Below are 26,235 nucleotides of genomic sequence, written 5' to 3'. Positions count from 1 at the left end.
CATAAATGGGTCAATATGTCGGCTGAGAAACCTTGAGATTTCGTACTAAATGACTTGGACAAAGCGGGGGGGGGGTGCTTAAATTCAATGCGTTCCCAAAGTTGGGCCACTGGCGCGTGCGCAAGAAACCTAACTTCTTGAAGTGCGCTGAGGGCCCCAAGAGACCTCTTTTGGAAGGAAACCAAATGACAATTGCCCTCAAGAAAACCGCCGCGATCGCAATCGCAGCAGGCCTGACCTTCGCCGGCTCTGCTGGCATCGCTGCGCAGGACGCGATGGCGCAGGAGAACGGCCCAGCTGTCGCGAAGTCGACGATCGATGTCGCCAAGAAGGGTTCCATCACCCTCTACAAGAAGGCTGACCCAGAAAGCCTTGGTACACCTACGGGCGAGGAAGACACCACGGTCAAGGGAGAAAACCTTAAGGATGCTGGGTTCACCCTGTACCCTGTCACTAATGCTGACCTGACGACAAATGCAGGTTTGGTGGCCGCATCAAAGCTGACCGCGGGTAGCGCGAAGCTTGGAACCCCGTTCGCAGAGGTGAAGACAGATAAAGACGGCAAGATTGTCTGGTCAGACCTCAAGGTTGGCGTCTATCTCGTTAAGGAAACTTCTCCTGTAGCGGGTTACTCCCCGGCAGCTGACTTCCTCGTGTTCGTGCCGATGACGAAGGCCAACGCTCAGGCTGGTGGCACGGAGTGGATGTACGACGTCGTTGCTTACCCGAAGAACTACAAGCAGAAGGAACCGAAAAAGTCTGTCGTTGACTCTGGCAAGAATGTAAGCCAGCAGGTTGAGTACACGATCGATACCTGGGCGCAGACGATCGATACTGATCGTCAAAAGCGCACCATCTACCGGATTGAAGATACTCTCGATCCGAAGGCTTCAACCACGGAGAAGGACGTCCAAGTTCTCGGCAACGACTTCGAGCCATCCGACTACAAGATCAAGGTTGAAGGTCAGAAAGTTGTTGTTACCTTCACTGAAGCTGGCGTAGCAAAGATTAAGAACGGCCAGCAGATCTCCGTCAAGATCACTGCGAAGGTCAACGAGATGCCTGCTAATGGCATCCTGAAGAACACCGCTGTGCAGATCGAGAACAACCCGAACAATGTTCAAGAGGAAAAGAAAAAGCCGACGAACGATGTCGAGACTCGTTACGCTGGCATCCAATTTAAGAAGGTGAGCAAGGAGCGTAAGCCGCTGGAGGGTGCTGAGTTCCAGGTCTACGGTGCCACGGATGGCCAGGACTGCAAGGCAGCGGTCACTAACGATAAGGCGCTTCAGACCACTGAAGGTAAGAGCACGTTCGTTTCTGGCCAGGACGGCATGGTGAAGATTGATGGTCTGCACGTCAACGACGGTGCAAACAACGATCCGAACACCAAGAACCAGTGGACCAAGTACTGCCTCGTTGAGACGAAGTCCCCGAAGGGCTTCGAGCTTTTGTCCCAGCCAATCGAGTTCACCCTGCTTTGGAAGAACGCTGGCACCCTCCAGAACATCAAGGTGGGCGACAACGATGGTGAGGTCGTCAACTTGGAGGACACTACGCCGTTCCTGCCAAACACCGGTGGTATGGGTATTGCCATCCTGATCCTGGCTGGTCTTGGAATCATCGGTGGCGGCGCATACGTCGCTCGCCGTAACTCCCAGGCCGCCTAGGTTCCATGGCCCTGATGTCGCGCTTTCTTAGCGCCACATCACGCCGTCGGCGGAGGGCGTAAAACTCCGCCCAGTTTTCCAAAATATTTCCCAACAAGAAAGACGTTGATTTCTGTGACTGCACCAACGAAGGCGAAGCACAGGCGGCAGCCTGGAGCGAAATCGCTGTTTCAGCGCGTCGGTGTTCCAGCTATCATCATCCTTCTTGGGCTGGCTGTTTTGATGTATCCGGTAGTTGCTACGCAGTGGAACAACCGAATGCAGGAACAGGTGGCAAAGGATTACGAAGCTCTGCTGCATGACCAGCCAGAGCCGCAATTGAATACTGAGATTGAAGCCGCCAGAGCGTACAACCAGGACCACAAAGACGGTCCAATCCTTGATCCATGGTTGGCTCGAGTTTCAAAAGATAATGCGTCGTATCAGGAGTACTTGCGGCAACTCGCAGGGTTTCCTGCGATGTCCCAGATTGTGATCCCAAGTACGAATACCCGCTTGCCGGTCTACCACGGTACTGCGGAGGATACGCTGCAAAAGGGTCTTGGCCACATGTTTGGCACGGCACTTCCGGTCGGTGGTGTGGGCACGCACTCCGTGATTACGGGACACACTGGGATTCCTACTGCCACCCTGTTCGACAACCTTTCCGACATCAAAGTCGGCGACGCCATCTATGTATCCACGTTTGGCGAGCGCATGAAGTACAAGGTGTACGACATCGAAGTTGTCCTGCCGGATGAGACCGACAGCCTGCGCGCCGACCCCGAGCGCGACCTGCTGACGCTGATCACCTGTACGCCGTACGGCATCAATACGCACCGGTTGCTCGTCCACGCGGAGCGAGTACCCATGGACCCAGATGAGGCCAGCGTCCTCGACGACTCCACCTCCACCCTGCAGTGGTGGATGTGGGCACTCGGTGGGGTGTCCCTGCTCATCCTGCTGGCGCTGATCTGGTGGGTGTACCGCGAAAAGAAGAAGAGCGACCGTTCCGGCGCTGTGAACGAGGAGGTTCTGTCCTAATGCGCTTGTCCCAACTATTGGCAGCGTGTGGTGCAGCCACGATGCTTGCCGCGGGTGCGTTTTCGCCCGCGGTGGCTGACGTGCGCCCAATCAGCGGTAATGACGCCAACCTGAATCCGGCGAGCATCGACAAGAATAAGCCGATCCAGTTGCTGCTGAAGAAGCAGGGCACCAACCCGTACGACCAGGTCCCGGCCGGTCAGAAGCCTCCCGCCATCGCCGGCGCCAAGTTCACCTTGTCGAAGGTGCGGGGCATCGACATCACCTCGGAGCAAGGCCGCAACGTGGCAAAGAAAACCACGCTTGACGACGCCCGCTCGCGCGGCCTCGACGTCATCGAAACGAAGGCGACGAACCAGCGCGGCGAGGTCATGTTCGACAACCTCACCCCGGGCCTGTACCTGGTGGAGGAGTCCGCGCCGGACACGAAGTACGAGTACCACCTGAGCAGCCCGAAGCTGCTCATCCTCCCACTTCCTGACGAACGCGGCATCCGCTACGAGTACGAAAACGTCCTGGTGATGAAGTGAGACAAGAGCTACGGCACCCCACCACCGTGGGAGCCTTCCGAGCCACCATCAACGACGCCAACAAAGCCCGGTAACACGGTGACCACGACGAAGACGACGACGTCGACACCTCCTCGAGTGAGCACCACCATCCGGACGACGTACACCACGACCCCTCCGAATGGCACACCGACAACGGTGACGACCACGGTGCCGTCGACAATCGTGACAACGAAACCGAACGGGGTGGTCACGACGGTGACCCACCCCCGCGCCGTCCCCGAGAAAGAGCGCGGGTCGCTGGCGTCCACCGGCGCGAACGTGCTGTGGGCCGCGGGACTTGGCGGACTGTTAATTGTGCTGGGATTGTTCCTGGCGCGGCGAAGCAAGAACGAGACACGGTAAAGCGGAAGTAGGGAAAGAAAAATGCGAAACTTTATCAAACCTGCAGGATCTCCTGCTCGGCACCGTGCCCGTGGACTTGCAGCCGTAGTAGCCTCGGTGGCGTTGGCCGCCGGCCTGGGCGCGTACCCGGCCGTTCAGGCGGAGGAGACCACGACGGTCTCCGACATCACTACCGACGACGCCGGCCTGCCCACCTACTCGTGGATGGACGACGACACACCGTCTTCCTCCGCCACGCCTTCGGCGCCTGCCGCAGCGTCGGCCTCTAATCCGGCCTCTGCATCTGCTTCGAAACCAGCAGAGGCCCCGGCCACCGCGAACCCCGTGACCGTCGAGCGCAAGGGCGTCGTTGACCGCATCGTGGTCAACGACCCCGATGGCGAGGCATGGGAGTTCGGCGGCAAGGCGTCGAAGGAAAACATCTTCGCGCTCAAGCGTGAGGGCAAGGGCGAGATCAAGGAAGTCCTGTCCGTCACTGCTGATGGCCGCAAGCTCGAGCCTTACGACTACGGCTACGTGAACGCTAAGGATGGCGGTTTTGTGGCGTTCAACCTGAACGCCCTGCACACGATTCCGCCGCAGGTCGTTGAGATTGAGGCCCGCACGACCGACGCCGGTGAGTACGCGATCGCCGAGAGCGCCGAAGTGCCGTCCGAGGCACAGCTTGCCGAGTCTGGTTATGGCAAGGGGCGCCCCGCGGAGGAGGTTGCGGATTCACAAGACCGCGCTGCTGCCCCGGGAGATATTCCGGGTGTCCCAGGGCAGCAGGATCAAGAGTTTTCTCTTACCGATGCTAAGCCAGATTTCTTGGGGGACAACCCCCAAATTGAATTTAAGATCAACGAGACTGGTAACTGGCGAGTAACCAGGTTCGCCATCAAGAAAAACCGAAACGATAACAATACGAAGGATATCTCCGGTCCAGTTAGGATCCGCGTCGTTCGTCAGGGGGCGATTGTCGTTGACCGAACCATTGATTTCGCTAACGCGATTTTTTGGAATAAGAACGCCAAGGGAAAGTCTTATGACACGGAGTTTCAGCTCATTCCGAGTATTACTGACCTCTATATCAAGGGTGGCGACTCGGTAATCCTGAATCCCGTGGCACCTCCAAACGGTATTTACCGGGTCCAGATGTGGGGCCAGGACATGGACAATAAGCCTCAGGACCACAAGGTGAATGTCGCAGGTGATGGTATTCCAGTATCCTCGCACACGACTATTGGCGACAATCCGTACGAGACAACATTCGATGTTCAAGCGCGTTCTAATTTCTCAAGTGCAACAGTAACTCTGAGCCCTTCAGTCCGATTAGAAGATGTGTTTTTCTCTATTCCAATTGAGCAAACGGACGGTGTAAGGCTCGAAAATAAAGTTGAGACCTACCCGGATCGTGTGGTTATTACATGGTTCCCGACGAAGGACGGCCGCCGAATCGACTCGGTACCGGTTTCGGCAGACTCGACTGTGACGCTTCGGACTTCCTACAGATCGGCTCCAACCAGACCCGAGGACATCACTTTGCAAGGCTCCCTCGCGGCTCCGGTAGAGAAAGATCTTCCGATTCTTCCTTCAGCCGACGCTGACGTGTTGCCACTTACGCACGGCGATAAATGTGAGCTTCGCGATGTAAAATCTGTTCATCGACAGCCACCTCGCTTACTTTCCATTGCGGAGCAAAAATATGGCTTCCGACGATTTATCGTCGCGAGCCCACAAGCCTCTAGCAATAGAACTTCTTCGCAGCTGTATCTTCAGGTAGAAGACGGACAAGGTGCATTGCAGTCAGAAAAGATCGGACCCGCCAGCGGGTGGGTATATAACGCACTTGCCTACAACGAGAACGATAACTACCTCTATGCTGTTAGTCAGCCCAGGATTTCGGTGAAGACGGGCCACAGGGATGACCCTTGTTTCCCCGCAGGCCACTTACTGCAGATAAATCCTTATACGGGTGAAGTTTTTGATTTGGGCAAGCTTCAAGGACTTGATGGATTTCTTCCCGAGAATCATCCGGACAATACAACATCCAACGACCTCGGTAGCGGCATCAACGCAGGTACCTTCGATGATGACGGCACATACTGGGTCGCAGGTGCGTCTGTATGGGGTAGTGGCCGTCTTTACAGCGTGAATTTAGACACGATTACTGCAACGCTAAAGCCTGCAAAAAACGTGACTCTGCAAGCCAAAACAATCTGGAATCCGGGACAAACATTCCGTACGGTTTCAGAGGACTTTGTTGCCATCCCAGGTGCGAAAGGGTATCTGTGGGGCCTGCAAAGTGGGTGGGCGCAAAGCGATGGAAGGAACAAACAGCGCGTTTTCTTGGAACGTATTAGCACGAGCGGTGGTGCCCCCCTGCGCGTGGATATTACCGATATGAAGATGCCTGATGGGCAGACCGTCGGTCAGTTTCTCAACATTACAGACCAAGCGCCTGTTTGGGGACAAGCATGGGTTGAAGAAGACGGATCGATTGCTTTCGGAAAGGGTGGCCGGTCTTCCGTGGACTCGAACACAACGGAAGTAATCAAAATTAAGGTCGGGAACCCGACGGCGAAGGCTCCAAATCTCCTAAAAGTCGAAGTAGTCGGCGCTCAAACTGCACCGTCCTCATACAATACTGACGGTGCATCGGCAAAGGCTCCTACGACGACACCAGAACCAATTGTTCCAGACGTCACCAAAGAAGCGATTGGACAGTCTGCGAAGAAGCAGGAAGACGGGACCTATATAGTAAAATACCAGGTAAATGTAACAAACCCAGGAAATCGCGAGGCTGCCTATAGTAAGGTAGTCGACACTCCAACGATGCCGACGGGGATTGTTGTGAAAAAGACTTCTTGGTCCTTGGTCGATGAATTCGGGAAATCGTATGCCACGACATTTCAAACTGGCCAAGGTCCGTTTGTGCTATCTGGCGGTGGAACGATACAGCCGAAGGGGCTCAATAGATTTGGTGCTACAAGTAATGGCATCCATCAATTTAATGTTGAAATGACAATCTCTCTCGATGCCTATACAGGAAACGAGACTGGAGATGAATGTGCACCCGGCAAATCGCTTTTCAACTCTGTACAAGTTGGGCCCAAGGAGGCGAAGGCCTGTGTGCCTCCGCCAGAAGTAGAGAAAAAAGCTCGGCTTGTGATTGCAAAGATTTCTTCCGATGCAGTTTCGCACGAGCTATTGAAGCCAGAAAACCGTCTAGACGGTGCTGAGTTTATACTTCAAAAACTGGACGAAAATGGCCAAGTCATCGGTAATGGAATCCCAATGATTTACGATAAGGAGAATCGAATCTTCAAGTCAGAAGAATTGGAGCCGGGTCACTATCAGCTCGTAGAGACTCGGTCGCCTCAAGACAGTCTGGGTGTTTACAATCTTCTTGTGAAGCCGATTGTGTTTTCGTTGTCGGTGGACAACGGGAATGTGACGATCGCGCTAGATGAAGATGCCAAAATTGTCGCGACGCAGGTCGATAAGGCGGTGGCACCGAGCTCCTGGCAGCTTACCTCCCAGGATGCGGTACTGACCGTTGCCAACGTCCGCCAGGGCAACCTGCCCAAGACTGGCGGAAACGGCCTGCAACTGCCGATCCTCCTCGGCGGTGCGCTCATCGCCGCTGGTGCGTTGGTGGGACGACGACGGGTCGTCGCTTAGTGGAGAGTGCGTCCTGAGCGCGTGACGTTACGAACAAGCTGACGGGGCTTGGCGCTGATCAACAGTGATCGGGGCCAAGCCCCTTCGGGACTTTGGAGTGCAATCGACCAATTGCCGACAAGTGGCGCTACGGTGTAATGTCTTCGCTCCCGGTTTGAAAGTGAACCGTCTGACTAGAAAGCAGATTTGGTCACGCGTGAATCGGATTCGACTTTGGGCTTGTGGCAGCTCGGTGAGCGGACAAGGGCAAAGCGACGGGCGAAGCCTTCTATCTGGTACCGTAGAAAACGTTAGCCTCGAGGCTACCGGCTCTAAAAGGATTGCTTTTAGTTGCGTCAAGGTCTCTCGGGGTGCTTGTTTTTAGGGGGGCATCGGGGGAGATTGAACATGCCCCTTTTGAGGCTTATGGGAGGCCGCGCTCAGAGGAGATTGTGTTCTTTGGGTTGGTGGGGCCGTCGTCGATAAGGAAGACCTGCACCCGTGGCGATGGTGACTCTCAAATTACGAGCCTTGCCCTCGACCTCTTGTGTGTGTACATTGTGAGTACAAGGGTTTTGGGAGGTTGAAATGGCTGTGAAAGATAGACGGCTGAATCTGCGTACATCGTCAGTGCAGGAGGAGTGCCTGCGGCGTGCGGCTGAGGTGACGAATTCCTCGGTATCGCAGTTTGTGCTTGAGAGCGCTGTTGAGCGCGCTGCCAGAGTGCTTGCTGATCAGCGGCTCTTCGTGTTGGGGATGGACGATTTTTCTCGTGTGGAGGAGTTGCTTGCTCAGCCTGCCGACTTTTCACGGCTAGGTACGCTTTTTGCGGAGGAAACTCCTTTTGGCAAGGAGTTCAGCTTTGGAAGCTGATGGGATTCTTCACCCGCCACGTCGGTTGGAGAAGTCGGATAATCGGGCTGAGTTTCGGTGCGGGGAGGCGTCGCTTGATACGTGGTTTCACCGCTACGCGATGCAAAACCAGCGTGCCAACAACTGTGCGGTGTATGTATCAACGTGGAATGAGCGGGTCGTTGGCTACTATGCGGTGTGTACCGGGGGTATCGTCGCTAAGGTGGCGCCGGAGCGTTTTGCGAAGGGGCGGCCGGATCCTATTCCGGTGATCATCCTTGCACGGCTTGCGGTTGACCAGAATGCTCAGGGGAAAGGCGTTGGCAAGGCGCTGCTGCGCGATGCGCTGGAGCGCTGTTTTACCGTTGCCGTTGAAGTCGGTGCCGCGGCGGTAGTTGTGCACGCGCTGGACGAGCGGGCGAAGCAGTTCTACATGCAGCACGCTGGTTTTCAGGAGATGCCGGGGCAGCCGCTGCATCTTCTGCTGTCGGTGAAGGGGATTGAGCGGTACATGGCGTGATGGGGGCTGAGGCAGGTTTTCGCCGACCAGCTGTTAGGACTACGCATTTAGTAACGTGGTGTTCCCCTCACTCGGGCGGGTTGTGCACAACTAGAGCCAAAAACTGCAGATACCAACTACGCTGTTTTGGGAGCCGACTCCCACGTCTTGGACGAACCGAATGCTTTGCCTCGGCCAGCTGCAAGTAGTGGTGTCTGGGTGCTCGCAAAACGGAAAATGTACAAAGGGGAACACACGTCGACTACGCCTGACGTGTTGCTTATTTGGAGTAATAAGTAATAGTGCTAGTGCTAATACTGGGGGTGGCACATGGGCGATCTCAATCAACATAGGAAATTTTTGTCCAAAAGTACTGAAGAGCGGTTGCCTTCTCAGCGGCTTAAGGTCAAGCTCCTAGTTTGTGGATTTCTCCTATTAATCGGTGTAATTGCTGGATACTATATTTGGTGTTCAGACCTATCATGGCCGTTTTATTTGTCAAGGGTATGCAAATATGTTTTTCCTAGCTTGACCCCAATAGTTGCAGCTATAGCGTTGATATCTGGGTTCAAGACTATTGAGCAGAAAAAAGAGTCAGATGATCGCACCGAGTACTACAAACAGCTGCAATGGGCAATTGACAACTCTCTTACCAACAACGCCCTCATGCGATTGCAGTCACCGAGTCTCATTAGGAGCGTTTTGACTTCGCGCAAAATCGCCGAAGAAGAAAAGGAAATCGCACAGGCAGCTGAAGATTACGCCAATGCTCTTGAGGCTCAACTGCGCAAGGAGTCGAGTAGTCCAGGAAACCTTACGCCAGGTGGGGGTCTCGCTTTTGCCGAACCGGAACGAAATAGGAGTGGAACAAACACAACTCTTCGTTCACTTGGGATAATCCCATATTCCGTTGGATTCATTTGTATTTTTGCGATGCTCCTGCCGGTGCTCATTTTGCACTACGATGACGAAGATGAGGGGAAGGAGAAACTCAAATGACGACACGCTATCCGCAGCGACGTAAAGACAAAGCGCACATTTCGTCAGTCGACCCTGAAATTGTTGCTGCCCTTTTGGAAGCTGCCGAAACTTCACGTCACCGCACAGATGAATTCATGGCACGTCGCTACCCTGAGGATCGTTCGAAAAATAGGTTTTGGAAATCGTATTTTCTGAAGAAGCGCGCGTAGCATTTTCGAACAACAACGTAGTGAGGAAGTAGCCACCGCGGGGATGGCGGGTACCCCACGAAACGTCGCGCTGTTTTTGCCGATAACACCCTCCGGGCAGCTCGGATGTAGCCGTTGCGTCTGTCAGTAATCCAGTTCCTTAACGATGTTGCTGCTGGGTGCCGGCCGGTAAAGTGTGCTACCCAGTCGCAGACTTCGGGTGTGGTCATTTCTTCGCGGTGTTTGTCGATCGCGGACTCGCGGATGAAGGCCTTAGGATCTCAACCACTTTGTTTAACAGGTGACCCCAATTTGTGTATCTCCGCGCTGGAGGTTTCTAGGTCGTAGATGGCGTCGTCAATGAGGCGGGCTTATGCGCGGGGTGACTTGCGCTGTATAGCTATGCTTTGTTGCTGTGAAGTTCGGCCTCTAGCTCGGACCGGGAAAACCCTAAATGCTCGATGACTTCGTCGAGGCCCGTGCGGTTGCCTTGTCTCTGGCGACGCGAACCAGCGCCAGCGTTGCGTCCTGAAGCGTTTCTCGGTCGCGGAAAATCGTTCTACCTCGCAAGCGTCAACGACTTCGGAGACGAGTTTTCCGTGATACGACCAGGCAACCTGCGTGTGTTCCTCGGCAGGCGAAACGGTTCCAGTGTTGCCGTGCTGCGACGCTTCAGTAACCGTGCCCAAAAAACTATTTAGAAATCTATGTAGTTGCAACGGGGGTACGTTTGCGTGACAGGGCTTTGGCTGGCCTTCGGACTGAGGCGTGAGGAGACATCAATCTCACGAAAAGACGTCATCCTTAGGCATTAGCTCTAAAAACGGATTCTCTGAGGTCTTAAAAAGCTCTGGAGCCTAGGCGCCTCCAGGCGACAACGCTCCGGTAACCGGCCCGTCGTCACTCCAACATATCCTCTTTTGCCGCCATGAGCCATAGACGTGACCCACTAATAACAGCGTGATAGAGTTCCACATGCGAAACTAGGCAAAAAGAAAACCCGCCTCCGAGGAGAACGGGGAAACTATGTATCGGATTTTACACGATTGAAAAGGTTTGTCGAGACCGAACCAACACGAGGAACGGTTGTATCGACGACAGTGATTAACATCTGCGGCCGGGCGAAAAATCTGGGCTAAAGCGTGCATGCCAGTCAACATGGCTTGGGGTGTTCGGTATTGCCGAACGTTCGCTAATGCCGAACGCTTTTTAGCTGGGGTGAGAGATCGTCGTGGCGGTGGGGTGGAAGCGAAAGCCGTAACGATCCGTGCTCAGCGAACTATCAGAAATAGGGGGCCGTGCAACAATGGTTCGAATGTCGCTTTTACACAGGAAGTTCAAAGAAACGGTGGAAGAATAGTTTGCGGTCACCTGTATGAACGCATTTCAGCAGCTTAAGTAGTATTTTATATTTTGTGGTGATGCGCTGGGGAAACTCGCCTGAACGTTTGCTGTCACGTCATGTATGTAAGGTACACGCGCCGGGTGCCCCTAATGTGAGGTGAATCATTCACGAAGCCTTGACGTGAGTTAAAAATACGTGCAAAATTAACGGCTAAGACACACCATCACGGTGTGCAACCTTAAGAAATGTAGACACACGGGCACCCGCCCACAATGTCAAGACCTGTAAGGGGTAAGTATGGATCTCGCAGTCATCACCGACGCGTTGAAGGACTTCAGCACCTTCTCCAGCAATATCGTCAAGTTGTTCCGCCTCATTCCGGACCTGTTTATCAACTTCGGCAAGCTGGGCGACAAAGCAACTGCCCTGCCGAAATAATCACGGCTTAACTCTCAACATCCCACTGATTTTAAACTCAAAGGAGTAAACTCATGCAGGCACTCGAGAACTGGGCGTTCCTCTCGTCTGACGCACACGTAGCAGGCGCACTTCTGACCATTCTGAAGCAGCTCGGCGAAGGCGCAGACGCCATCGTGAAGCTGATCGGTCTGGTTTCCTAAGACCCCCTGATACAAACCCCGCCACAAAATGTGGCGGGGTTTTCCCTTTTGGGAATGCGTGGGAAAACGGGGGTGGCGTCGATAAATAAAAACCAACAATCAGCGCCGATCCGGGGGCAATGGGGTTAAACTTGATACATGGCTGACCACAAGGATGACGAACTCCCAATGATCGACCTCGCCGCCGTAGAAGGCTGGATCGTCGACGACACCGATGAAGACGACCCGGCGCTGCTCATGCCGGACGGGACACCAATCGAAACCTGGCGCGAAAACTACCCCTACGAAGAACGCCTCAGCCGGAGCGAGTACGAAGAACAAAAGCGTGCCCTCCAGATTGAGCTGCTGAAGTGGCAGAACTGGACTAAAGACACTGGTCAGCGCCACATCATTATTTTTGAGGGTCGTGACGCAGCGGGTAAAGGCGGCACCATCAAACGCTTCAACGAGCACCTCAACCCGCGTGGTGCGCGCACCGTCGCCCTGGAAAAGCCGAGCCCGCGCGAATCCACCTCCTGGTACTTCCAGCGCTACATCCAACACTTCCCGGCAGCAGGCGAAATCGTGTTCTTCGACCGCTCGTGGTACAACCGCTCCGGCGTCGAACGCGTCATGGGCTTCTGCACCGAATCCCAACACGCCGAATTCCTCCGTGAAGTGCCGATGCTTGAGAACATGATCCTTGGCTCCGGCATCTCGCTGACCAAGTTCTGGTTCTCCGTCACCCAGAAAGAGCAGCGCACCCGCTTCGCCATCCGCCAAGTAGACCCGGTGCGCCAATGGAAACTGTCGCCGATGGACCTCGCATCCCTGGACAAGTGGGACGACTACACCAACGCCAAGGAAGAGCAGTTCCGCTACACGGACACTGACGAATCGCCGTGGATCACCATCAAGTCGAACGACAAGAAGCGCGCCCGCCTCAACGCGATGCGCTACATCCTGAGCAAGTTCGAATACACCAACAAGGACCATGATGTGGTGGGGACGCCGGACCCGTTGATCGTGAAGCGTGGGCGTGATCAGATCGGGGACTAGGGAGTAGGCCTATCTGGGAGGCAGCAACGGAAGGGTTGGGACTTTCCCGCTTTTCCGTTGCTGCTTTTGCTGGGGGCTACACGCATGATGTCTCTTCAGCCCCTGATAGGTCCTCGGAGCCGACTTCTTGGGGATAGGTATTTGGGGTGGGATAGTCATCACGAGCGGAGTCGGGATTTTGTGAACAGAATTGCAGATGGGAGTAATGCCCCTTTAGACCCTTAAGCCTGAGACTCGGCTTTCGATGAAGGTGCAACGCTAGTCGGACACTCTAGCATGGGTAGCCCGTCTGTCGTGCAAAGCCACGCTGCTAGCAAAGTGCTGCAGACGGCGGCTTCTACGCGGAGAAACTGTGGGATTAATGGCTGAAACGGACGGACAGGCGGTTAGAGAGTTAATCGTTGAGGCGCCTCAAACCTGCGGGAGGATGCCGGTCTAAGACCACATTCCATATGGACCTCGAGTGTTGTGAGCTGGTGAAACGTCGGGTTTGATGGGGATAAATCGAGGAATTTGGTGCGTGGACGTTGGAGTCTGATGTCGCCTGTACTTACCTGCCAGAAAGGGATGTCGATGGCATAATTGTCATAGTGTAATGGCTATGGGACAATAAACGTTCTTTACCAGGAGATGGAGGTGGGATGGCGAATGAGCACTCGAACGATGCGCAACATGACCCGTGGCAGGGTGATAGCTCGCTCCAGCGACGGTCGGATAATTCGGGAAGCACGTATCCACGATCCAGCGGAAAACCTGGAGAAAGCGTGGAAGCAAACGGGGCAGGCACTGCGGCAGGCGATCGACTCTCAGAACAAGATGATGTTTTAGAAGCCGAGGTGCTAGATCAGGTTAGTAACAGGGTCACGCACGATCTCATGAGCGTGATGCGAGTTGCTCCTTTGCCTCATCCTAGTGAACTTCAAGCTTACGAAGAGGTCGAAGCTGGTTTAGCAAACAGAATTGTCGCAATGGCAGAGGACTCTGCCATTGCGGCGAATGAAGCGACAAGGTCCAACGCCGCAGTCAACTACGCTCTAGCCGAATCAATCCGTGAAGAGGGGAGAGCGGTGAGAAGAGGACAGTGGATGTTTGTCTGCCTAGCGGTTTTGTTTTTGGCTGTGGCGGTAATTCTTGAGCTGCTTGACCGAACTCCATTTGCAACGGGTATGGGGATTCTCGGTTTCTTAAGCCTGTTGGGCAGTATGTTTATTCCCAAGAAGAAGCCCCAATGGGGTCCTTCAGGAAAAGGGGAAGAAAGCTCAGCAAGGTAATGCGGAGGGCCCCACAGTGCGCCCACCCAAAAAGCAAACCCCCACCCCCATTTACCTGGGGATTCTTAAGGCTCTGTAAGTATTGCTGTTCTCTCCTCGAGCACGGTACGATTGCGGTGTTTTACACCAATAGAAGCATCCATAGAAGCTGGAGCACAGCAAAAAGGGCGGTTTCATGACAACAGCGGGTTGGCCAGCATTTGGCGAACCGCCTCGGCTGCGACGAGCCGCAGCGGCAGTAGTTGTGTCCATGCTGCTCGCGCTGGTTGCCGTGCTCGGAGGCCTCGGCGGTCAAAGCTCAGCGAGCGCCGCCGACGCTAACGGCCGCGTCAATATTGGGGACTGCTCGTTTCGTAAGGCGGACGGGGACGCCAAGAAGTGGGCGAACCAGATGTGTTGGATTGATGCGTCGGATATTGCGAAGCCGGGGACGCACAATGTGACGAAGCGTTTCGGGGATTACACGCTGACGTACACGGTGACGGTGGAGGCCTCGGATACGGGGACGGGGTCGAATAAGGGCAGCTTGTCGGCGGGGCAGCAGCCGCCGTGGAGCCGGGCTGCGTTCGGGAACCAGATTGCGGGGCAATCGTTCTTCGTTGCGGAGACGGGGGCTACCGCGAATGACATTTTCCAGACGGAGAAGAACCGCTTCGTGCGCCTTTCGTTCCGCAACGTGAAGTTCACGTACCGCGGGCAGCCGCTGCCGTCGTTTCGGATGATGGTTGCGGATGCCGAGTCGACGGGCAGTGTGCTCGGCGGCGAAATGATCAGCGTGGATGTCTCCAACTCGGGCGGCACGGGCACGGTCAATCCGCCGATTAGGCTGACGCCGAACGGCAGTCGTGAGGCGTGCCGGAAGACGTTCGGGGCGGGCGTCGAGAGGAATCAGTGGCAGTGGGCCGACATGGGCGGCAAGAAACGTGACTTCATCTGTGATAATGACTCCGGCGGTACCTACGGCACGTTCCTTGTTGGGTTGGATTCGCCGACGGCGTTTGAGATTGGCATCGCGTCGAACTCGGGCGGTACGGCACGCTTCCCGGACCCGCGCGGCAACCAGGCGTTCGCGATGGCGATCGCGCTTAACCGCATCTCCACTCAGGAAGGCAAGGAGCTGGGCACGGCGGACACGGCGGCGCAGCAGGCGTTCACCGGCCAGGCGGAGCAGCCGGTGACGAGGATTTTCACCCAGGATGGGCAACAGCGTAACTGGATTGAGCCAGTCGGTGGGTCGAGCACTACTCCGGTGCTGCGTCGTCTGAACGCGGACGGTGTGCCGGAGGATACTGTCGGGCTGCAGTCGACGATGGCTGGGAAGGATCTGGCCTTTCGTCGTTACTCCCCGGAGTGGACGTGTAGCGCGATTTCCGCTGACGGCGCCACGGACACCTTCGTGTACGAGCCAGGAGCCAACACTGACCAGGCCCCGGTGCGTTTGACGCACAACGGTGCGCCGCTGAGCCGCGCGGATGCGGAGCGCAGTGGCATTTGGTTCCGGGAAAACCGCGCGGAGGGCGTCTCCGAGGTGCAATTCGCGAACAAGGAAAACCGGGAAATCAACTGTAACGTGCACTGGAAGTCTCGCTTCGCCCCGGCATCGTTGGAGCTGAACAAGCGGGTCACCGGCACGGCGAGCAATTACGCGGAGCTTGCCGGCAAGAAGTTCACCATCGACTACGCGTGCACGGCCCCGGAGGGGTTCCAGGCCGCGTACCCGGATGTGAAGCTCAGCGGGTCCCGCGAGGTGCAGCCGGGTTCTCGCCAGCTTGTCGACGGCCTGCCAGCCGGCGCGACGTGCACCCTCAAGGAAACCGCGCCTGCGGCGGTGTCGGGCGCGGACCTGGATCTGCGGTGGAATGGCGCCACCCACGGCACCCCGAACCAGGGCAGCGCGCAGCATACGTTGACGCTGCAGCCGAATACCGCACCTGCGGCTGTTGAGGCGGAGAACCAGTACTCGGCGCGGACTGCGACGCTGCAGTTGCGTCATGTGGTGCAGGGCCCGGCGGCGACGCCCGTGCTGCAGAATCAGGAATTCACGTTTGAGCTCAGCTGCCCGGCCACCAATGCGCCTGCGCGGCAGATCACGGTCCGCGGGGGCGCCCCGGTGACCGTGGATGGTGTGCCACGCGGGCAGGATTGCGTGTTGCGCCCCGTCGAAGGGCTGACAGCGGAGCAGCAGAAGTACATCAGCCTGACCAGCAGGGACGCCACCGGTGCCGCCCAGCAGCAGGACGGGCTGGCGCTCCGCCTGCCTGCGACCGGGCCTGCGGCCGCCGAGCCGGTGGAAATCCGCAGCACCTACGACTACCGCACCGCCGATGTGCAGGTGCACCAGGTGCTTGCGGGCCCGGCGGGTGCGTTGCCGTCCGTGACGGGCCAGGGCTTCAGAGCGAACTATGCGTGCACGGCCCCGGACGCGACGAAGCGCACCGGCACTGTGACGCTGACTGATGGCCACGCCGTCATCCCGAAGATGCCGGTCGGATCTACGTGTACGTTGAGCTCGCAGGAGCCCACCGCGGCTCCCGGCGAGGGCCCGGTGCGCACGTTCGAGCTGCAGAGCACGACCGTCGCGCCGCAGACGTTGACGGTCGGCGATGGGCAGGCGGACGCATTCACCATCACCCGTACTTACGACTACAAGTACGGCACTGCACAGCTTTCCAAGGTCGTGACTGCCAACGGGGTGCGCAGCTTGCCCGCGAATTACACGTTCAACTTCGCGTGTGGTTCCCGCAACGTCGTGAGCAATGGCACGGTCGAGGCAATCAAGCTGGAGGGCACCGCGACGGTCGCTCCGGGTGCGCCCGTCACGCTGAAAGTGGGGGATCCGCGTGTCGACGACGGCCCCGGCGCCACCATGCGCGTGCCCTACGGCAACACCTGTACCTTCACCGAGGATCGCCCTCAGCTGCCCGGTGGTGTGAACTGGGACACTGACGTGGATAACGTGGCGCTGACCATCACCGGCCAGACCAATACGGCCACCGTGAACAACACGTTTACCCCTGCCGGCAACGGGCTGACCATCACGCAGCGCTACACCGGGGAGCAGGCACTGTACCCGAAGGTGGGCGTCGATTATCAGTTGAGCTGCGGTGCATTTCAAGAGACCTTCCAGCTTGCCGACGGCGCCCAGCGCACCTTCAGTGCCGCCGAAATCCCCGCAGGTACCCAGTGCACCCTTGCGCGGCGCAGCCCGGTGGACACGCAGCGTACCAACAGCAAGGGCGCGGACTACCCAATCACTCACACTACGGTGGGCCATTACGCGCCGGGTGGCGAGCAGTCCACGGAGCTGGCGCCGGGAGTTGCCTTTACGGTCGGGGAGCGCGCGACGCTGGCCATGGAGGACGAGTTCGCCTACCAGCGCGCCACCCTCACCGGGGTCAAGCGCGTGCGGTTCGACCCGGCGACCAAGGGCCTGATCGCGCCTGCGAAGCAGGAGGCGTGGCTTGGTCGGGAGTATCCGGCGTCGCTGCGCTGTGTGCTGCCGGATGGGACGCCGGGGGCGTCGCTGCAGGCGTCAGTGCGCAATGGCGTGGCCGTAACCCAGGGCGACCTGGTGGTGGGCAGTAGCTGCACCGTCGCGGAGAACCCGCTGACCCCGGAGCCGGGCATCCACATGGCGGCCACGACCGCCGTGGACGGCACACCGGGCAACACGTTTACAGTCTTGCGGGCTGGTAACTCGGTGGAGTTCATCAACACGTTCTCCCGCCGGGTCACCGACGCAACCGTGCGCACCGGCGTGGTGCTGCCGGGGACGGCGCGCCAGGACTATGAGGCCACGGGGAAGACGCTCGGCGCGGTGCTGCCCGCCCACCCGGTGACGATGGTGTGCCGCGACGGGGACGCCGAATTGCTCCGCCGCAGCGCCATCGTCGACGGCGAAGGCGCCGTCAGCGTGGCAGGCGTGCCGGTTGGCGCGGCCTGCACGGTCGAGCTCGGCGGGTATGCGCCGCTGGACCTCCAGGCGGACACCCCGGAGGATTCGCTGCGGGCAACAATGCTGCCGGACGCGGTGGACTGGACGGTGAGCCGCCCGGACTCGACACTGGCGACGGGCAAGCCACTCGAGCAGGGGAATGAGGCGGCGGTTGCTCCTGCGTTCGTGGTCGAAGAAGACGCTGCGGCCAACGTGGTGCGTGCTACGAGCCGCTACGTGTACCAGACCGCGCCGCTGAAGCTGCGCAAAGACATCGAAGGCAATTCCGCGGACATGCGACTGCTCGGCGAGGCGAACACGATGCGATTCGCGCTGCAGTGCCGGGCGCTCGGCACCGAGTTGACCAGTGTGGAAGGACTGCCGCTCCAGCTGCAGCCCGGTGACTTCACGGCGGTCGACGGCGGGCTGCGCTACATCTCCACAGGCGGCGCGGAGTCCGCGGTGCCGGTCGGTGCGCACTGTCGCCTGCGCGAAATCGCGGTAGACAACGTGCCCGCCCAGCTCACCGTGGTCGCGGCCCAACCCAGCGTGGAGGCCGACGTCACCACCCAGGGCGCAGAGCTGCACCTGGTGAACAAGATCAGCCGACGCACCACCAACCTGCAGGTAGCGATGCGCCAAACCGGGTACCTCCACGGCGCGGACCCCGCAGGCTACACGGGCACGCTCGTGTGCAAAGACGGCGACGCCACCCTGGCCATCCGTCCAGTCCAGTTCAGCGTGGCCGAAGTTCCCGAGCGCCCGCTGCCCGGCGCGGACGCCGTGCCGGTGACCGGCCTGCGCACCGTGGAGGTGCCGGCGGGGACCTCGTGCACGCTGACCATGGATGCCGCGGCGGCACTCAGCGCGCGTGGCGAGCTCGAAGTGTCCGCGGGTGATCGCCGCCCGTACCTCGGCTTCGCCGCCTGGCACAACGGCACCTACGACGGCCCGGATACCACCGTGGACGGCGTCGCCCCGCAGGACGTGGGGGCCAAGCAGTACGAATACGCAGTGGACGTCCCCGTCGACGCTCCGGATACCACCGCGGCTGACCCGGCGGTGGTCGTCGGTGTGCAGGCGCACCACCCGCGGGCAACCGTGGACGTGGCATTCACCAAGCAGGCTGCCGGCGCCCCCGACGCAGAAGGCACCTACACCTTCCGTGCCAATTGCGGCGACGGCACCCGCGATCCGTTTACCCTGCGCGCCGGGCAGACCCACGTGCTGCGGAACGTGCCCGTGGGCAGCGACTGCACCGTGGAGGAAGAGCAGACGGCTGGTACGTACACGTTCGCGCTGACCTCCCAGGGCGCCAAGCTGGGGGAGGGCTACCAGCCTGAAACCGGCACACCGACCGTGGCGTTTAAGGTGCTCGCCCCCGAGGCCACCGACACCGCCCGCGCGGGCGAGGCCTGGACGGCGACCGCACTGAACAAGTACGCCAGCGTGGCGCTGAACAAGCGCATTGCAGGCACCCCGCTGTCTGGCGTCACCAACGTGGTGGATACCGCCCTGTTGCCGGATCACGCCACCACCATGGACGTCACCTACGAGCTGACCAACACCGGCCAGTTCGACCTGAGCAACATGGTGCTGCGCGACCCAGCCTTGGCAGGCATGACCGTGCGCACGCCCGACGGCCCGCACACCATCGGCGAGCAGGGCACCATCCCCGCCGCCGCATGTTCTGCGGTGCGGGCGGCGCTGGCGCCGGGCCAGTCCGCAACCTGCACCGTCACGGTGGACATCCCCGCGGAGGGAACGTTCCGCCACCGCGGCACCGCGACGCTGCAGGCAGCCACGGGCACCCTCGGGGCGGTCAGCGCCGAATCCACGTACGGGGCGCTGCGGGTGCCGTCGACCATTGGCTGGTTGTTGCCCGATACCGGCAGCACTACACTCGTGTGGATTCTGCTCCTCGGCCTGCTGATCTTCGGCTTCAGCGCCCGACGCCTGCTCACACAGACTTCAACCTCAACAACTCCAACAACAGAAAGTTAGACACCATGAAACACATCATTTCCCGTTCCGCACTCGCGATTTCCACCGCGGCGGCCGTCGCGTTCGTCGGACCGGTCGGCGCCTCCATCGTTGCGACGATGCCAGCCGCCGTCGCCCAGTCGCAGGTCGACGTCAACCGCGCCACGAAGCTGACGATCAAGAAGTACGAGGGCGAACCGGTCGGTGAGAACGGCAGTCTCGATGGCATGACGACCATCAAGGACGTCACCTTCAGGGTCGAGCGCATCGCTACCGCGCCGCTGAACACCGCGAAGGGTTGGGAAGACGTCGCCGCAGAAGGCGAGAAGAAGGTTTCCGATGTGCAGGCGGACCCGAGCTTTAAGGCGAAGGAAGTGGCGACGAACGCTGACGGCGAGGCCGTGTTCACCGACCTCGGCGTGGGTCTCTTCCGCGTCACCGAGCTGCGCGCCGAGGGCGCGAAGCACTCCGTGGCGACTCCGTTCCTGCTCACCCTCCCGGCATTCGAAAAGGGCGTGGCGCAGTACGAGCGCACCATCAACCCGAAGAACCAGATCCTCGAGCCGAAGAAGTCTCTCATCAGCGAAAACACCACCCTGGGAGACAACGCGCGCTACCGTATCGACGCTCCCATCCCAGCATTCGGCCCGAACCCGGAAGGTGACCAGCTGAGAGTCGTCGATACGCTGTCAGCGAACCTCAAGTGGAGCCAGGCCGAGCACCCCGTGCAGGTGCAGGTGCTGAAGTCCGCGGACGACGACGCCCCTGAGACGCTTACCGCCGGCGACCACTACACCGTGGCCGATGCAGGGGACAACACCGTCACCGTGGAGTTCACCGAGGCCGGCCTGAAGAAGCTACGCGAGCTGCGCGCCGCCAATCCGGGCCTGATCGTGCGCACCGAGTTCGACGCGAAGTTGGTCAAACTGCCCGAGAACGGCACGATCGACAACACCGCGCAGGTGTACTATTCCAACGACGATAAGCCGCACAACACCACCCCAACCGACGACCCGAACGACGGCGCCACGACGCTGAACTTCGCCAAGGTTGAGGTGACCAAGCTGCTGAACAAGCAGGCCAAGGACGGCGAAAAGAACGGCGCCGGCGCCGAGTTCCAGATCTTCACCTGCACCAAGCAGGGCGACGGCTCCTGGAAGGTCGACAAAGGCACCGCTGCCCAGCGCGTGGTCATCGGAGACGAGGTGAAAACGACCCTGACCGCCGACAAGACCGTCGCCAAAGGCGACCACGCCGGGGCAGCCCTGGCGAAGGCCGAAGGTCTCAACCTGACCAAGAAGGACAGCAAGTTTGCCGACTACTGCGCCGTAGAAACCAAGGGCGTGTCCGGCTACCTGAACAACCCGGAGCCACAGCCGTTGAACTACGACGCAAAAACCAAGACGCTCAGCGGCAGCGTGAACAACGTCAAGGACAACCTGTTCGGCCGCCTGCCAGCAACCGGTGAGCGCACCATGCTCATCATCCTGGCGCTCGGCGTGGTCCTCTTCGGCGGCGGCGCTGTCTACCAGCTGCGCTCCCGCAAGGCATAGGTAGGGGAGCACACAGCGGTGAGAAACCCGGGGACTGCGATGGCGGTGGCGCTGGCCGTAACGGTCGGCGTTGCCGGCGTCGGCATGCCTGCGTTCGGGCCACCCGCCGCGGTGGCTGCGGCACCGAGCAGCGTCACGGTGGACCTGCGCGCCGCCGCGGGTGTCGACGGCCTGGACACCATCGGGGAGCGCACCGTCACCGCCTCACGCATCACCACCGTGGACATGAGTACCCAGGCCGGGCGCGAATCCCTGGCCACCCTCGACGTCCCGGCACTGCTACGTACGCAGCCCGACACGATCGTCGAAGTCGCCACCGCGCGCACCAGCGGCGGACGCGTCACCCTCGACGGCCTGCAACCCGGCGCGTACCTCTTCACGCTTGGCGACACTGAGGCGAAGACGGCGTCGCAAGTCTTCTTCGCACCCTTCGTCGTGCCCGTGACGGGCGGCTCCGCGCGCACCGTGGAACCGAAAGCCCAACAACTCAGCGTCGTGCTCGAGGCCAGCCGCAAGCGCGTCCACCCCGGCGAGGACGTCACCCTCACCGTGCGCGGAGTGGCGCCCAACCCGTCTCTCGACGGCACCATCGGCCACTACGAGCTCACCCTCACGCTCACCGGAAACCTGGAATTCGACGGCGAACCCACCGTGCGCATCAACGGGGCGGCACTCGGCCCGAGTGACGTCACCTTCCACCGCGAAGGCAACCGCCTGCGCGCAGCCTTGACCAAGTCCGGCCTGGAAAAACTCGCGCGCGCCCGCGCAACCGACGCCACCACCACCGTCACGCTCGAGCAGCGCGCCCGCGCCACCGCGCAAGGCACCGCAGGTGCCGACGCCACCCTCACCACCGACGGCATGGACCCCGAACGCAACCACGTCACCGTGCGAGCCACCCACGCGGACGTACTCATCGAGGCGCCTGCGCAGCAGGGCTCCTCCAAGGGGGATCGGCGCTGGCTGTGGGGCCTGCTCGGCCTGCTGCCGCTGATACCGCTGCTGCCAGGGCTGCCAGACACGGCTCCGTCGGACACTGCGCCGACGAGCCCGAGGCCTGCGGGCCCGCAGGGGACCGCGCCGGAAACACCGAAACCTACAACTGAAGCGCAGCCCTCGCAGGACGGACCGCGCGGCCGCGTCGATCAAGTCCTCGCCTACACAGGCGCTAACGTCATCTGGCTCGCGCTGCTCGCCCTCGCTTTGATCGTTTTGGGATGGTTGCTGGCGCGTCGAAAAGAAGACGAGCAACAACAGTGAGCAAACCCAACCGCAAACGCGCCGGGAACCTCATCTCGTTGATCGGGCTGATCCTCGGCGCGCTCCTGCTGCTGTACCCAATCGTGGCCACACTCGCCACCAACGAGCAGCTCCGCCGCCAAGCCGACGCCTACAGCGAACACACCACCAGCCTCAGCGCCGAAGAACGCGACGCCCAACTCGCGCGCGCCCGCGACTACAACCAACGCCTGCTGGCCACCGGTCCACACGCACGCCCACCCGCCACAAACGACCCCGACATGCCCGACTACATGGCACAACTCAACCTGCCAGGCTCCGGGGGCATCATGGCGCGCATCCGCATCCCCGACATCGGCGTCGACCTGCCCGTCTACCACACCACCGCACCCCACGTCCTCTACGACGGCGCAGGCCACATGTTCGGCTCCACCCTCCCCGTCGGCGGCGACGGCACCAACGCCGTCATCACCGCCCACACCGGCATGGTTAACGCCGCCATGTTCGACGCCCTCCCCACCCTCAAAGCAGGCCAAGACATCTACATAGACGTGATGGGGCAGCGACTGCGCTACCAGATGGTCAGCCGCGAAGTGGTGAAACCGGACCAATACCAGGCCGTAGGCTACCAACCAGGGGAGGATCGCCTCACCCTGATCACGTGTACCCCCTACGGGCTCAACACTGACAGGCTGCTCGTCCACGCCATTCGCGTACCTCTTGACCCTGACGCCCCCGAACCGCGCGTCACCGGCCTGGGCATCAGCTGGTGGATGATCCTCGTGGCCCTGATCGTGCTGGTGGTGTTGCTGCTGATTCTGTACCGGCGGTGGAAGCGTCGGCGGGACGCTGTCGAGGAGTAGCTGGGAGTTTGCTGGGCACCACGATCCGCGGCGACGGGCTGGTGAACTGGGGAAACGCTGCGCGGGTCTGCTGAAACCCGGGAATTTGGTGCGCGCCGCGCGAAGTGAGTCAAGCAAAAGCTACAAAATCGCCTGCGACAGCTTCCGCAGGTTCTTGAGTTGCTTGTGGTTGGCGGCGTCAAGGGCGCGTTCCTCGGCGGCGGCCACATCCTCCGCGAGTTTCGCCAGGGCCTTGCCGCCCTTCTTGGTGGCGGTCACGATTTGGCGGCGTCGGTCCTTCGGGTCGCGTTCGCGTTTGACCCACGCGTGCTTCTCCAGGCAGTCGATGAGGCGGACCATGTCGGAGGCGTCGATCGCGAGCAGCTCGGAGAGTTGCGATTGGGAGCGTGCTTGCTCGGAGACGCAGCTGAGCACCCAGAACTCTCGCATGGAGGAGTCGTGCTTCGCCAGGGTGCGCTCCACCTCGTCTTTGGTGTGCCTGCGCACGCGTTCGATCTGGAACGATGGCGAAGTAGTCAGCGCCTCTGGGAGTTCAATCGTGGCCATAAGTCCCAGAGTATCGGGCTGCTGGCCAGGAATGAAACCGTGCTACTCGGTGGGCAGCCCGTTGGCGATCCATTCCATGGTGCCGCCCTCGACGTTGATGGGTTCCCAGCCGTGTACCTGCTCGAGGTATTCGCATGCGCGGGAGGAGCGCCCGCCGGAGCGGCAGATGACGTAGATGTCCTGGTCGGGGTCGATCCGGTCGGTGAGGGTGGTCAGTTCGCTCAGTGGCAGGTTGGTGGCGCCTACGGCGTGGACTTCGGCGTACTCTTCGGGCTCGCGGACGTCGATAAGCTGGGCGTTTTCAGGGACTTTGTTGACGTTGATGGATTGCATGTGCGCGATTGTAGCGGAAGTGTCGGGTGTGTCGGCTACGATTTGCACTATGCGCACGCCTCCTCGAACTCGCCCCCCGCAGTGGGTGTTTTGGGTGCGCCGAATAGTGGCGTTGGTGCTGCTCATGGTGCTCGTCTCGCTGCCGGTACGGTGCGGCAAGGAGGAGCCTACGCCTGCGCCCGAGCCGCCCGCGCCGGCTCCTGCAACGCTCGGCCAGTCGCAGCCGTTGGAGATGTTTATCCCCTCGGTGGGGCTTCGCGCGCAGTTCGAGGACGGCCCGTGCCGCGTGCGCGCCGACGCGCTGGACCCCGCCACATTAGATAAGGCGTGCGTCTACACGGCGTCGGATAAGCCGTACTCGCTGCCGGGCCCGGGTGCTGAGGACCTGGTGGTCGTCGCGGGTCACACGGGTGCAGGGGTGCACGGGGTCTTTGACCAGCTTTTCGACGGCTCCTCCGACCACCACACCATCCATGTTGGGGACATGCTGTACCTGCGCACCGCCGATTCCGAGGCGGCCGGCGGGAAGTGGTTGTCCTACCGTGCGACTGACCTGCATGACCCGGTGAAAGAGGTGATGGCGGGTGATGCCGATATTTGGGGTGATGGGCCACGCCCGGGGCGCCTGCTCACGATCTCCTGTATTCAGCCGCGCAATATTTTGGCGGACTCGGTTCGCAACGCGGTGATTGGGTGGCAATTCGCGTCTGTGCTGGATGCGCCGCCGACCGATACGGGCGCAAAGTAACTGAAGTTTTTTGTGTAAACACTTGTGACTGGGGTGAAGTGCGTCTACAGTGGGGCTAAACCATGAAGTAAGACTTGAGACTTCATGTTGAGCAAAGGAGCCCCTAATGAAGCGCAACACCGTACTGGCCGCCGTCATGACCGGCGCGCTCGCAACCGCCATCGTCCCCATGGCCCAGGCACAGGACGTCCCGCTGCCAGCCGTGACCCACGACATCAACGGTGCCGAGTACTTCCTCACCCAGGACGGCACCCACTACGTGCCGGACCGCAACCTGGTCAACATCGCCTTTGACCAGCTCTCGGCGGCTGACCGCGAGCGCGCAGTGGACGTGGCGAAGGCGGCTGTCGCCGGGCTTATCGACGCCCCCGCCGCCGAAACCGCAGCCCCTGCAGCTACCGCAACCGAAGCGACGACCCCCGTCGAGCAGCCAGCTCCGACCGGCGACCACCAGGACGTTCCGTTCACCGCCGAAGACGTTGACCCGAACAACCCGGCACCGGCTGCAGCTGGCCTGATCGCGCTTCCGGCAGTGCTCGCGATTGGTGGTCTGACGTACTACCTCAACGCTGACGGCAAGACCTACGTCACCGACCTGGCACGCATCAACGAGCCTCCAACCGACGCTGAGGTGAAGGACTCCAACGCGCTGCTGGCAGAAAACGCTGCTGAGGTGGCGCGCCAGGGCCTGGCAACCTCCAAGGCTGCAGGTCAGGTGCCGGTTGAGGTGCAGCAGCAGGCTGCCCCAGCACAGGCGCAGGCAGAAGCCCCGGCGGCAGAGCAGCGCGGTATCGCGGCTGAGACCGGATCCAACACCCTGGTGCGGGCGCTGTTTGCGTTGGTGGTGGCGTCGATAATTGGTGCAGCCGTCTTTGCATACGGGCGCCGATACCTCATATAGTAAACCTTTGTGAAAACTCGAAATGTCCTTGCTGCAGTCTGTACTTTCTCCCTGGTATTGGGGGGTACGGCGCCCGCGTACGCGCACGTTGA

Annotated in this window: 22 protein-coding genes; 19 read left to right on the top strand and 3 right to left on the bottom strand. The window is 59.9% G+C overall.

Features of this window, described 5'->3' with window-relative positions; genetic code table 11:
• Positions 1-185 precede the first annotated feature (185 nt).
• From KBP54_RS09580 to KBP54_RS09570, 3 genes are all read left to right on the top strand, one after another.
• Positions 186-1,670, top strand: a complete 1,485-nt coding sequence (locus tag KBP54_RS09580) for a SpaH/EbpB family LPXTG-anchored major pilin (RefSeq protein ID WP_070361866.1) — start codon at positions 186-188, stop codon at positions 1,668-1,670.
• 114 nt (positions 1,671-1,784) lie between these two features.
• Positions 1,785-2,693: a class C sortase gene (locus KBP54_RS09575; RefSeq protein WP_070361867.1), complete on the top strand. Its 909-nt coding sequence runs from the start codon at positions 1,785-1,787 to the stop codon at positions 2,691-2,693.
• Entirely contained in the window at positions 2,693-3,223 is a 531-nt protein-coding gene (locus KBP54_RS09570) for a SpaA isopeptide-forming pilin-related protein (RefSeq protein ID WP_256005550.1), read from the top strand. Before KBP54_RS09575 ends, KBP54_RS09570 begins: the two co-directional genes overlap by 1 nt.
• Positions 3,224-3,231: 8 nt before the next feature.
• On the opposite strand, the gene KBP54_RS09565 is transcribed toward KBP54_RS09570, so the two are convergent.
• Positions 3,232-3,513, bottom strand: a complete 282-nt coding sequence (locus KBP54_RS09565) for a hypothetical protein (RefSeq protein WP_256005548.1) — start codon at positions 3,511-3,513, stop codon at positions 3,232-3,234.
• On the opposite strand from KBP54_RS09565, the gene KBP54_RS11260 reads away from it, so the two are divergent.
• The 14 genes from KBP54_RS11260 to KBP54_RS09500 all read left to right on the top strand — a co-directional run bounded on the left by KBP54_RS11260 (position 3,428) and on the right by KBP54_RS09500 (position 23,615).
• Positions 3,428-3,607 carry an LPXTG cell wall anchor domain-containing protein gene (locus KBP54_RS11260; RefSeq protein WP_418904456.1) on the top strand — a complete coding sequence of 60 codons (180 nt, stop codon included), beginning with the start codon at positions 3,428-3,430 and terminating at the stop codon, positions 3,605-3,607. The genes KBP54_RS09565 and KBP54_RS11260 overlap by 86 nt on opposite strands.
• Positions 3,608-3,628: 21 nt before the next feature.
• Positions 3,629-7,270 (top strand): DUF6923 family protein, encoded by a 3,642-nt coding sequence (locus KBP54_RS09560; RefSeq protein WP_070361869.1) that lies wholly within the window; start codon positions 3,629-3,631, stop codon positions 7,268-7,270.
• A gap of 567 nt (positions 7,271-7,837) precedes the next feature.
• The gene (locus KBP54_RS09555; protein WP_070361871.1) at positions 7,838-8,122 is read left to right on the top strand and encodes a type II toxin-antitoxin system TacA family antitoxin; all 285 of its coding nucleotides are present in this window, start codon (positions 7,838-7,840) and stop codon (positions 8,120-8,122) included.
• A complete protein-coding gene (locus KBP54_RS09550; protein ID WP_070361872.1) occupies positions 8,112-8,621 on the top strand; it encodes a GNAT family N-acetyltransferase in 510 nt (169 codons plus the stop codon). Before KBP54_RS09555 ends, KBP54_RS09550 begins: the two co-directional genes overlap by 11 nt.
• Before the next feature lie 309 nt (positions 8,622-8,930).
• Complete coding sequence (locus tag KBP54_RS09545; protein WP_143000799.1) at positions 8,931-9,599, top strand: single stranded DNA-binding domain-containing protein; 669 nt, start codon at positions 8,931-8,933, stop codon at positions 9,597-9,599.
• Positions 9,596-9,790 carry a hypothetical protein gene (locus KBP54_RS09540; RefSeq protein ID WP_070361874.1) on the top strand — a complete coding sequence of 65 codons (195 nt, stop codon included), beginning with the start codon at positions 9,596-9,598 and terminating at the stop codon, positions 9,788-9,790. Before KBP54_RS09545 ends, KBP54_RS09540 begins: the two co-directional genes overlap by 4 nt.
• Before the next feature lie 1,621 nt (positions 9,791-11,411).
• Complete coding sequence (locus KBP54_RS09535; RefSeq protein ID WP_168156160.1) at positions 11,412-11,552, top strand: hypothetical protein; 141 nt, start codon at positions 11,412-11,414, stop codon at positions 11,550-11,552.
• Between the two features lie 53 nt (positions 11,553-11,605).
• Positions 11,606-11,734: a hypothetical protein gene (locus KBP54_RS09530; RefSeq protein WP_255366114.1), complete on the top strand. Its 129-nt coding sequence runs from the start codon at positions 11,606-11,608 to the stop codon at positions 11,732-11,734.
• Between the two features lie 138 nt (positions 11,735-11,872).
• Positions 11,873-12,772: a polyphosphate kinase 2 gene (ppk2, locus tag KBP54_RS09525; RefSeq protein WP_070361875.1), complete on the top strand. Its 900-nt coding sequence runs from the start codon at positions 11,873-11,875 to the stop codon at positions 12,770-12,772.
• Between the two features lie 764 nt (positions 12,773-13,536).
• Positions 13,537-14,043: a DUF2335 domain-containing protein gene (locus tag KBP54_RS09520; protein ID WP_177224263.1), complete on the top strand. Its 507-nt coding sequence runs from the start codon at positions 13,537-13,539 to the stop codon at positions 14,041-14,043.
• Between the two features lie 175 nt (positions 14,044-14,218).
• Positions 14,219-19,981: a CshA/CshB family fibrillar adhesin-related protein gene (locus KBP54_RS09515; protein ID WP_256005545.1), complete on the top strand. Its 5,763-nt coding sequence runs from the start codon at positions 14,219-14,221 to the stop codon at positions 19,979-19,981.
• 5 nt (positions 19,982-19,986) lie between these two features.
• Positions 19,987-21,513 (top strand): SpaH/EbpB family LPXTG-anchored major pilin, encoded by a 1,527-nt coding sequence (locus tag KBP54_RS09510; RefSeq protein WP_256005542.1) that lies wholly within the window; start codon positions 19,987-19,989, stop codon positions 21,511-21,513.
• Positions 21,514-21,531: 18 nt separating this feature from the next.
• Positions 21,532-22,773 carry an LPXTG cell wall anchor domain-containing protein gene (locus KBP54_RS09505; protein ID WP_256005541.1) on the top strand — a complete coding sequence of 414 codons (1,242 nt, stop codon included), beginning with the start codon at positions 21,532-21,534 and terminating at the stop codon, positions 22,771-22,773.
• Positions 22,770-23,615 (top strand): class C sortase, encoded by an 846-nt coding sequence (locus KBP54_RS09500; RefSeq protein ID WP_256005539.1) that lies wholly within the window; start codon positions 22,770-22,772, stop codon positions 23,613-23,615. Before KBP54_RS09505 ends, KBP54_RS09500 begins: the two co-directional genes overlap by 4 nt.
• A 120-nt stretch (positions 23,616-23,735) precedes the next feature.
• Here KBP54_RS09500 and KBP54_RS09495 read toward each other — a convergent pair whose 3' ends face one another.
• Positions 23,736-24,161 carry a MarR family winged helix-turn-helix transcriptional regulator gene (locus tag KBP54_RS09495; protein ID WP_070361882.1) on the bottom strand — a complete coding sequence of 142 codons (426 nt, stop codon included), beginning with the start codon at positions 24,159-24,161 and terminating at the stop codon, positions 23,736-23,738.
• Between the two features lie 42 nt (positions 24,162-24,203).
• Positions 24,204-24,494, bottom strand: coding sequence for a rhodanese-like domain-containing protein (locus KBP54_RS09490; protein WP_070363433.1), 291 nt, complete (start codon positions 24,492-24,494; stop codon positions 24,204-24,206).
• Positions 24,495-24,543: 49 nt separating this feature from the next.
• Here KBP54_RS09490 and KBP54_RS09485 point away from each other — a divergent pair, with 49 nt between their 5' ends.
• Both KBP54_RS09485 and KBP54_RS09480 read left to right on the top strand, forming a co-directional pair.
• Entirely contained in the window at positions 24,544-25,242 is a 699-nt protein-coding gene (locus tag KBP54_RS09485; RefSeq protein ID WP_256005536.1) for a sortase, read from the top strand.
• A 106-nt stretch (positions 25,243-25,348) separates the two neighbouring features.
• The gene (locus KBP54_RS09480; protein ID WP_256005535.1) at positions 25,349-26,143 is read left to right on the top strand and encodes a hypothetical protein; all 795 of its coding nucleotides are present in this window, start codon (positions 25,349-25,351) and stop codon (positions 26,141-26,143) included.
• Positions 26,144-26,235 lie beyond the last annotated feature (92 nt).

Origin of the sequence: Corynebacterium pseudogenitalium (assembly GCF_024453815.1) — a bacterium.
GTDB classification, from domain to species: Bacteria; Actinomycetota; Actinomycetes; order Mycobacteriales; family Mycobacteriaceae; genus Corynebacterium; species Corynebacterium pseudogenitalium.
This window is presented reverse-complemented; position numbering and strand designations above follow the sequence as displayed.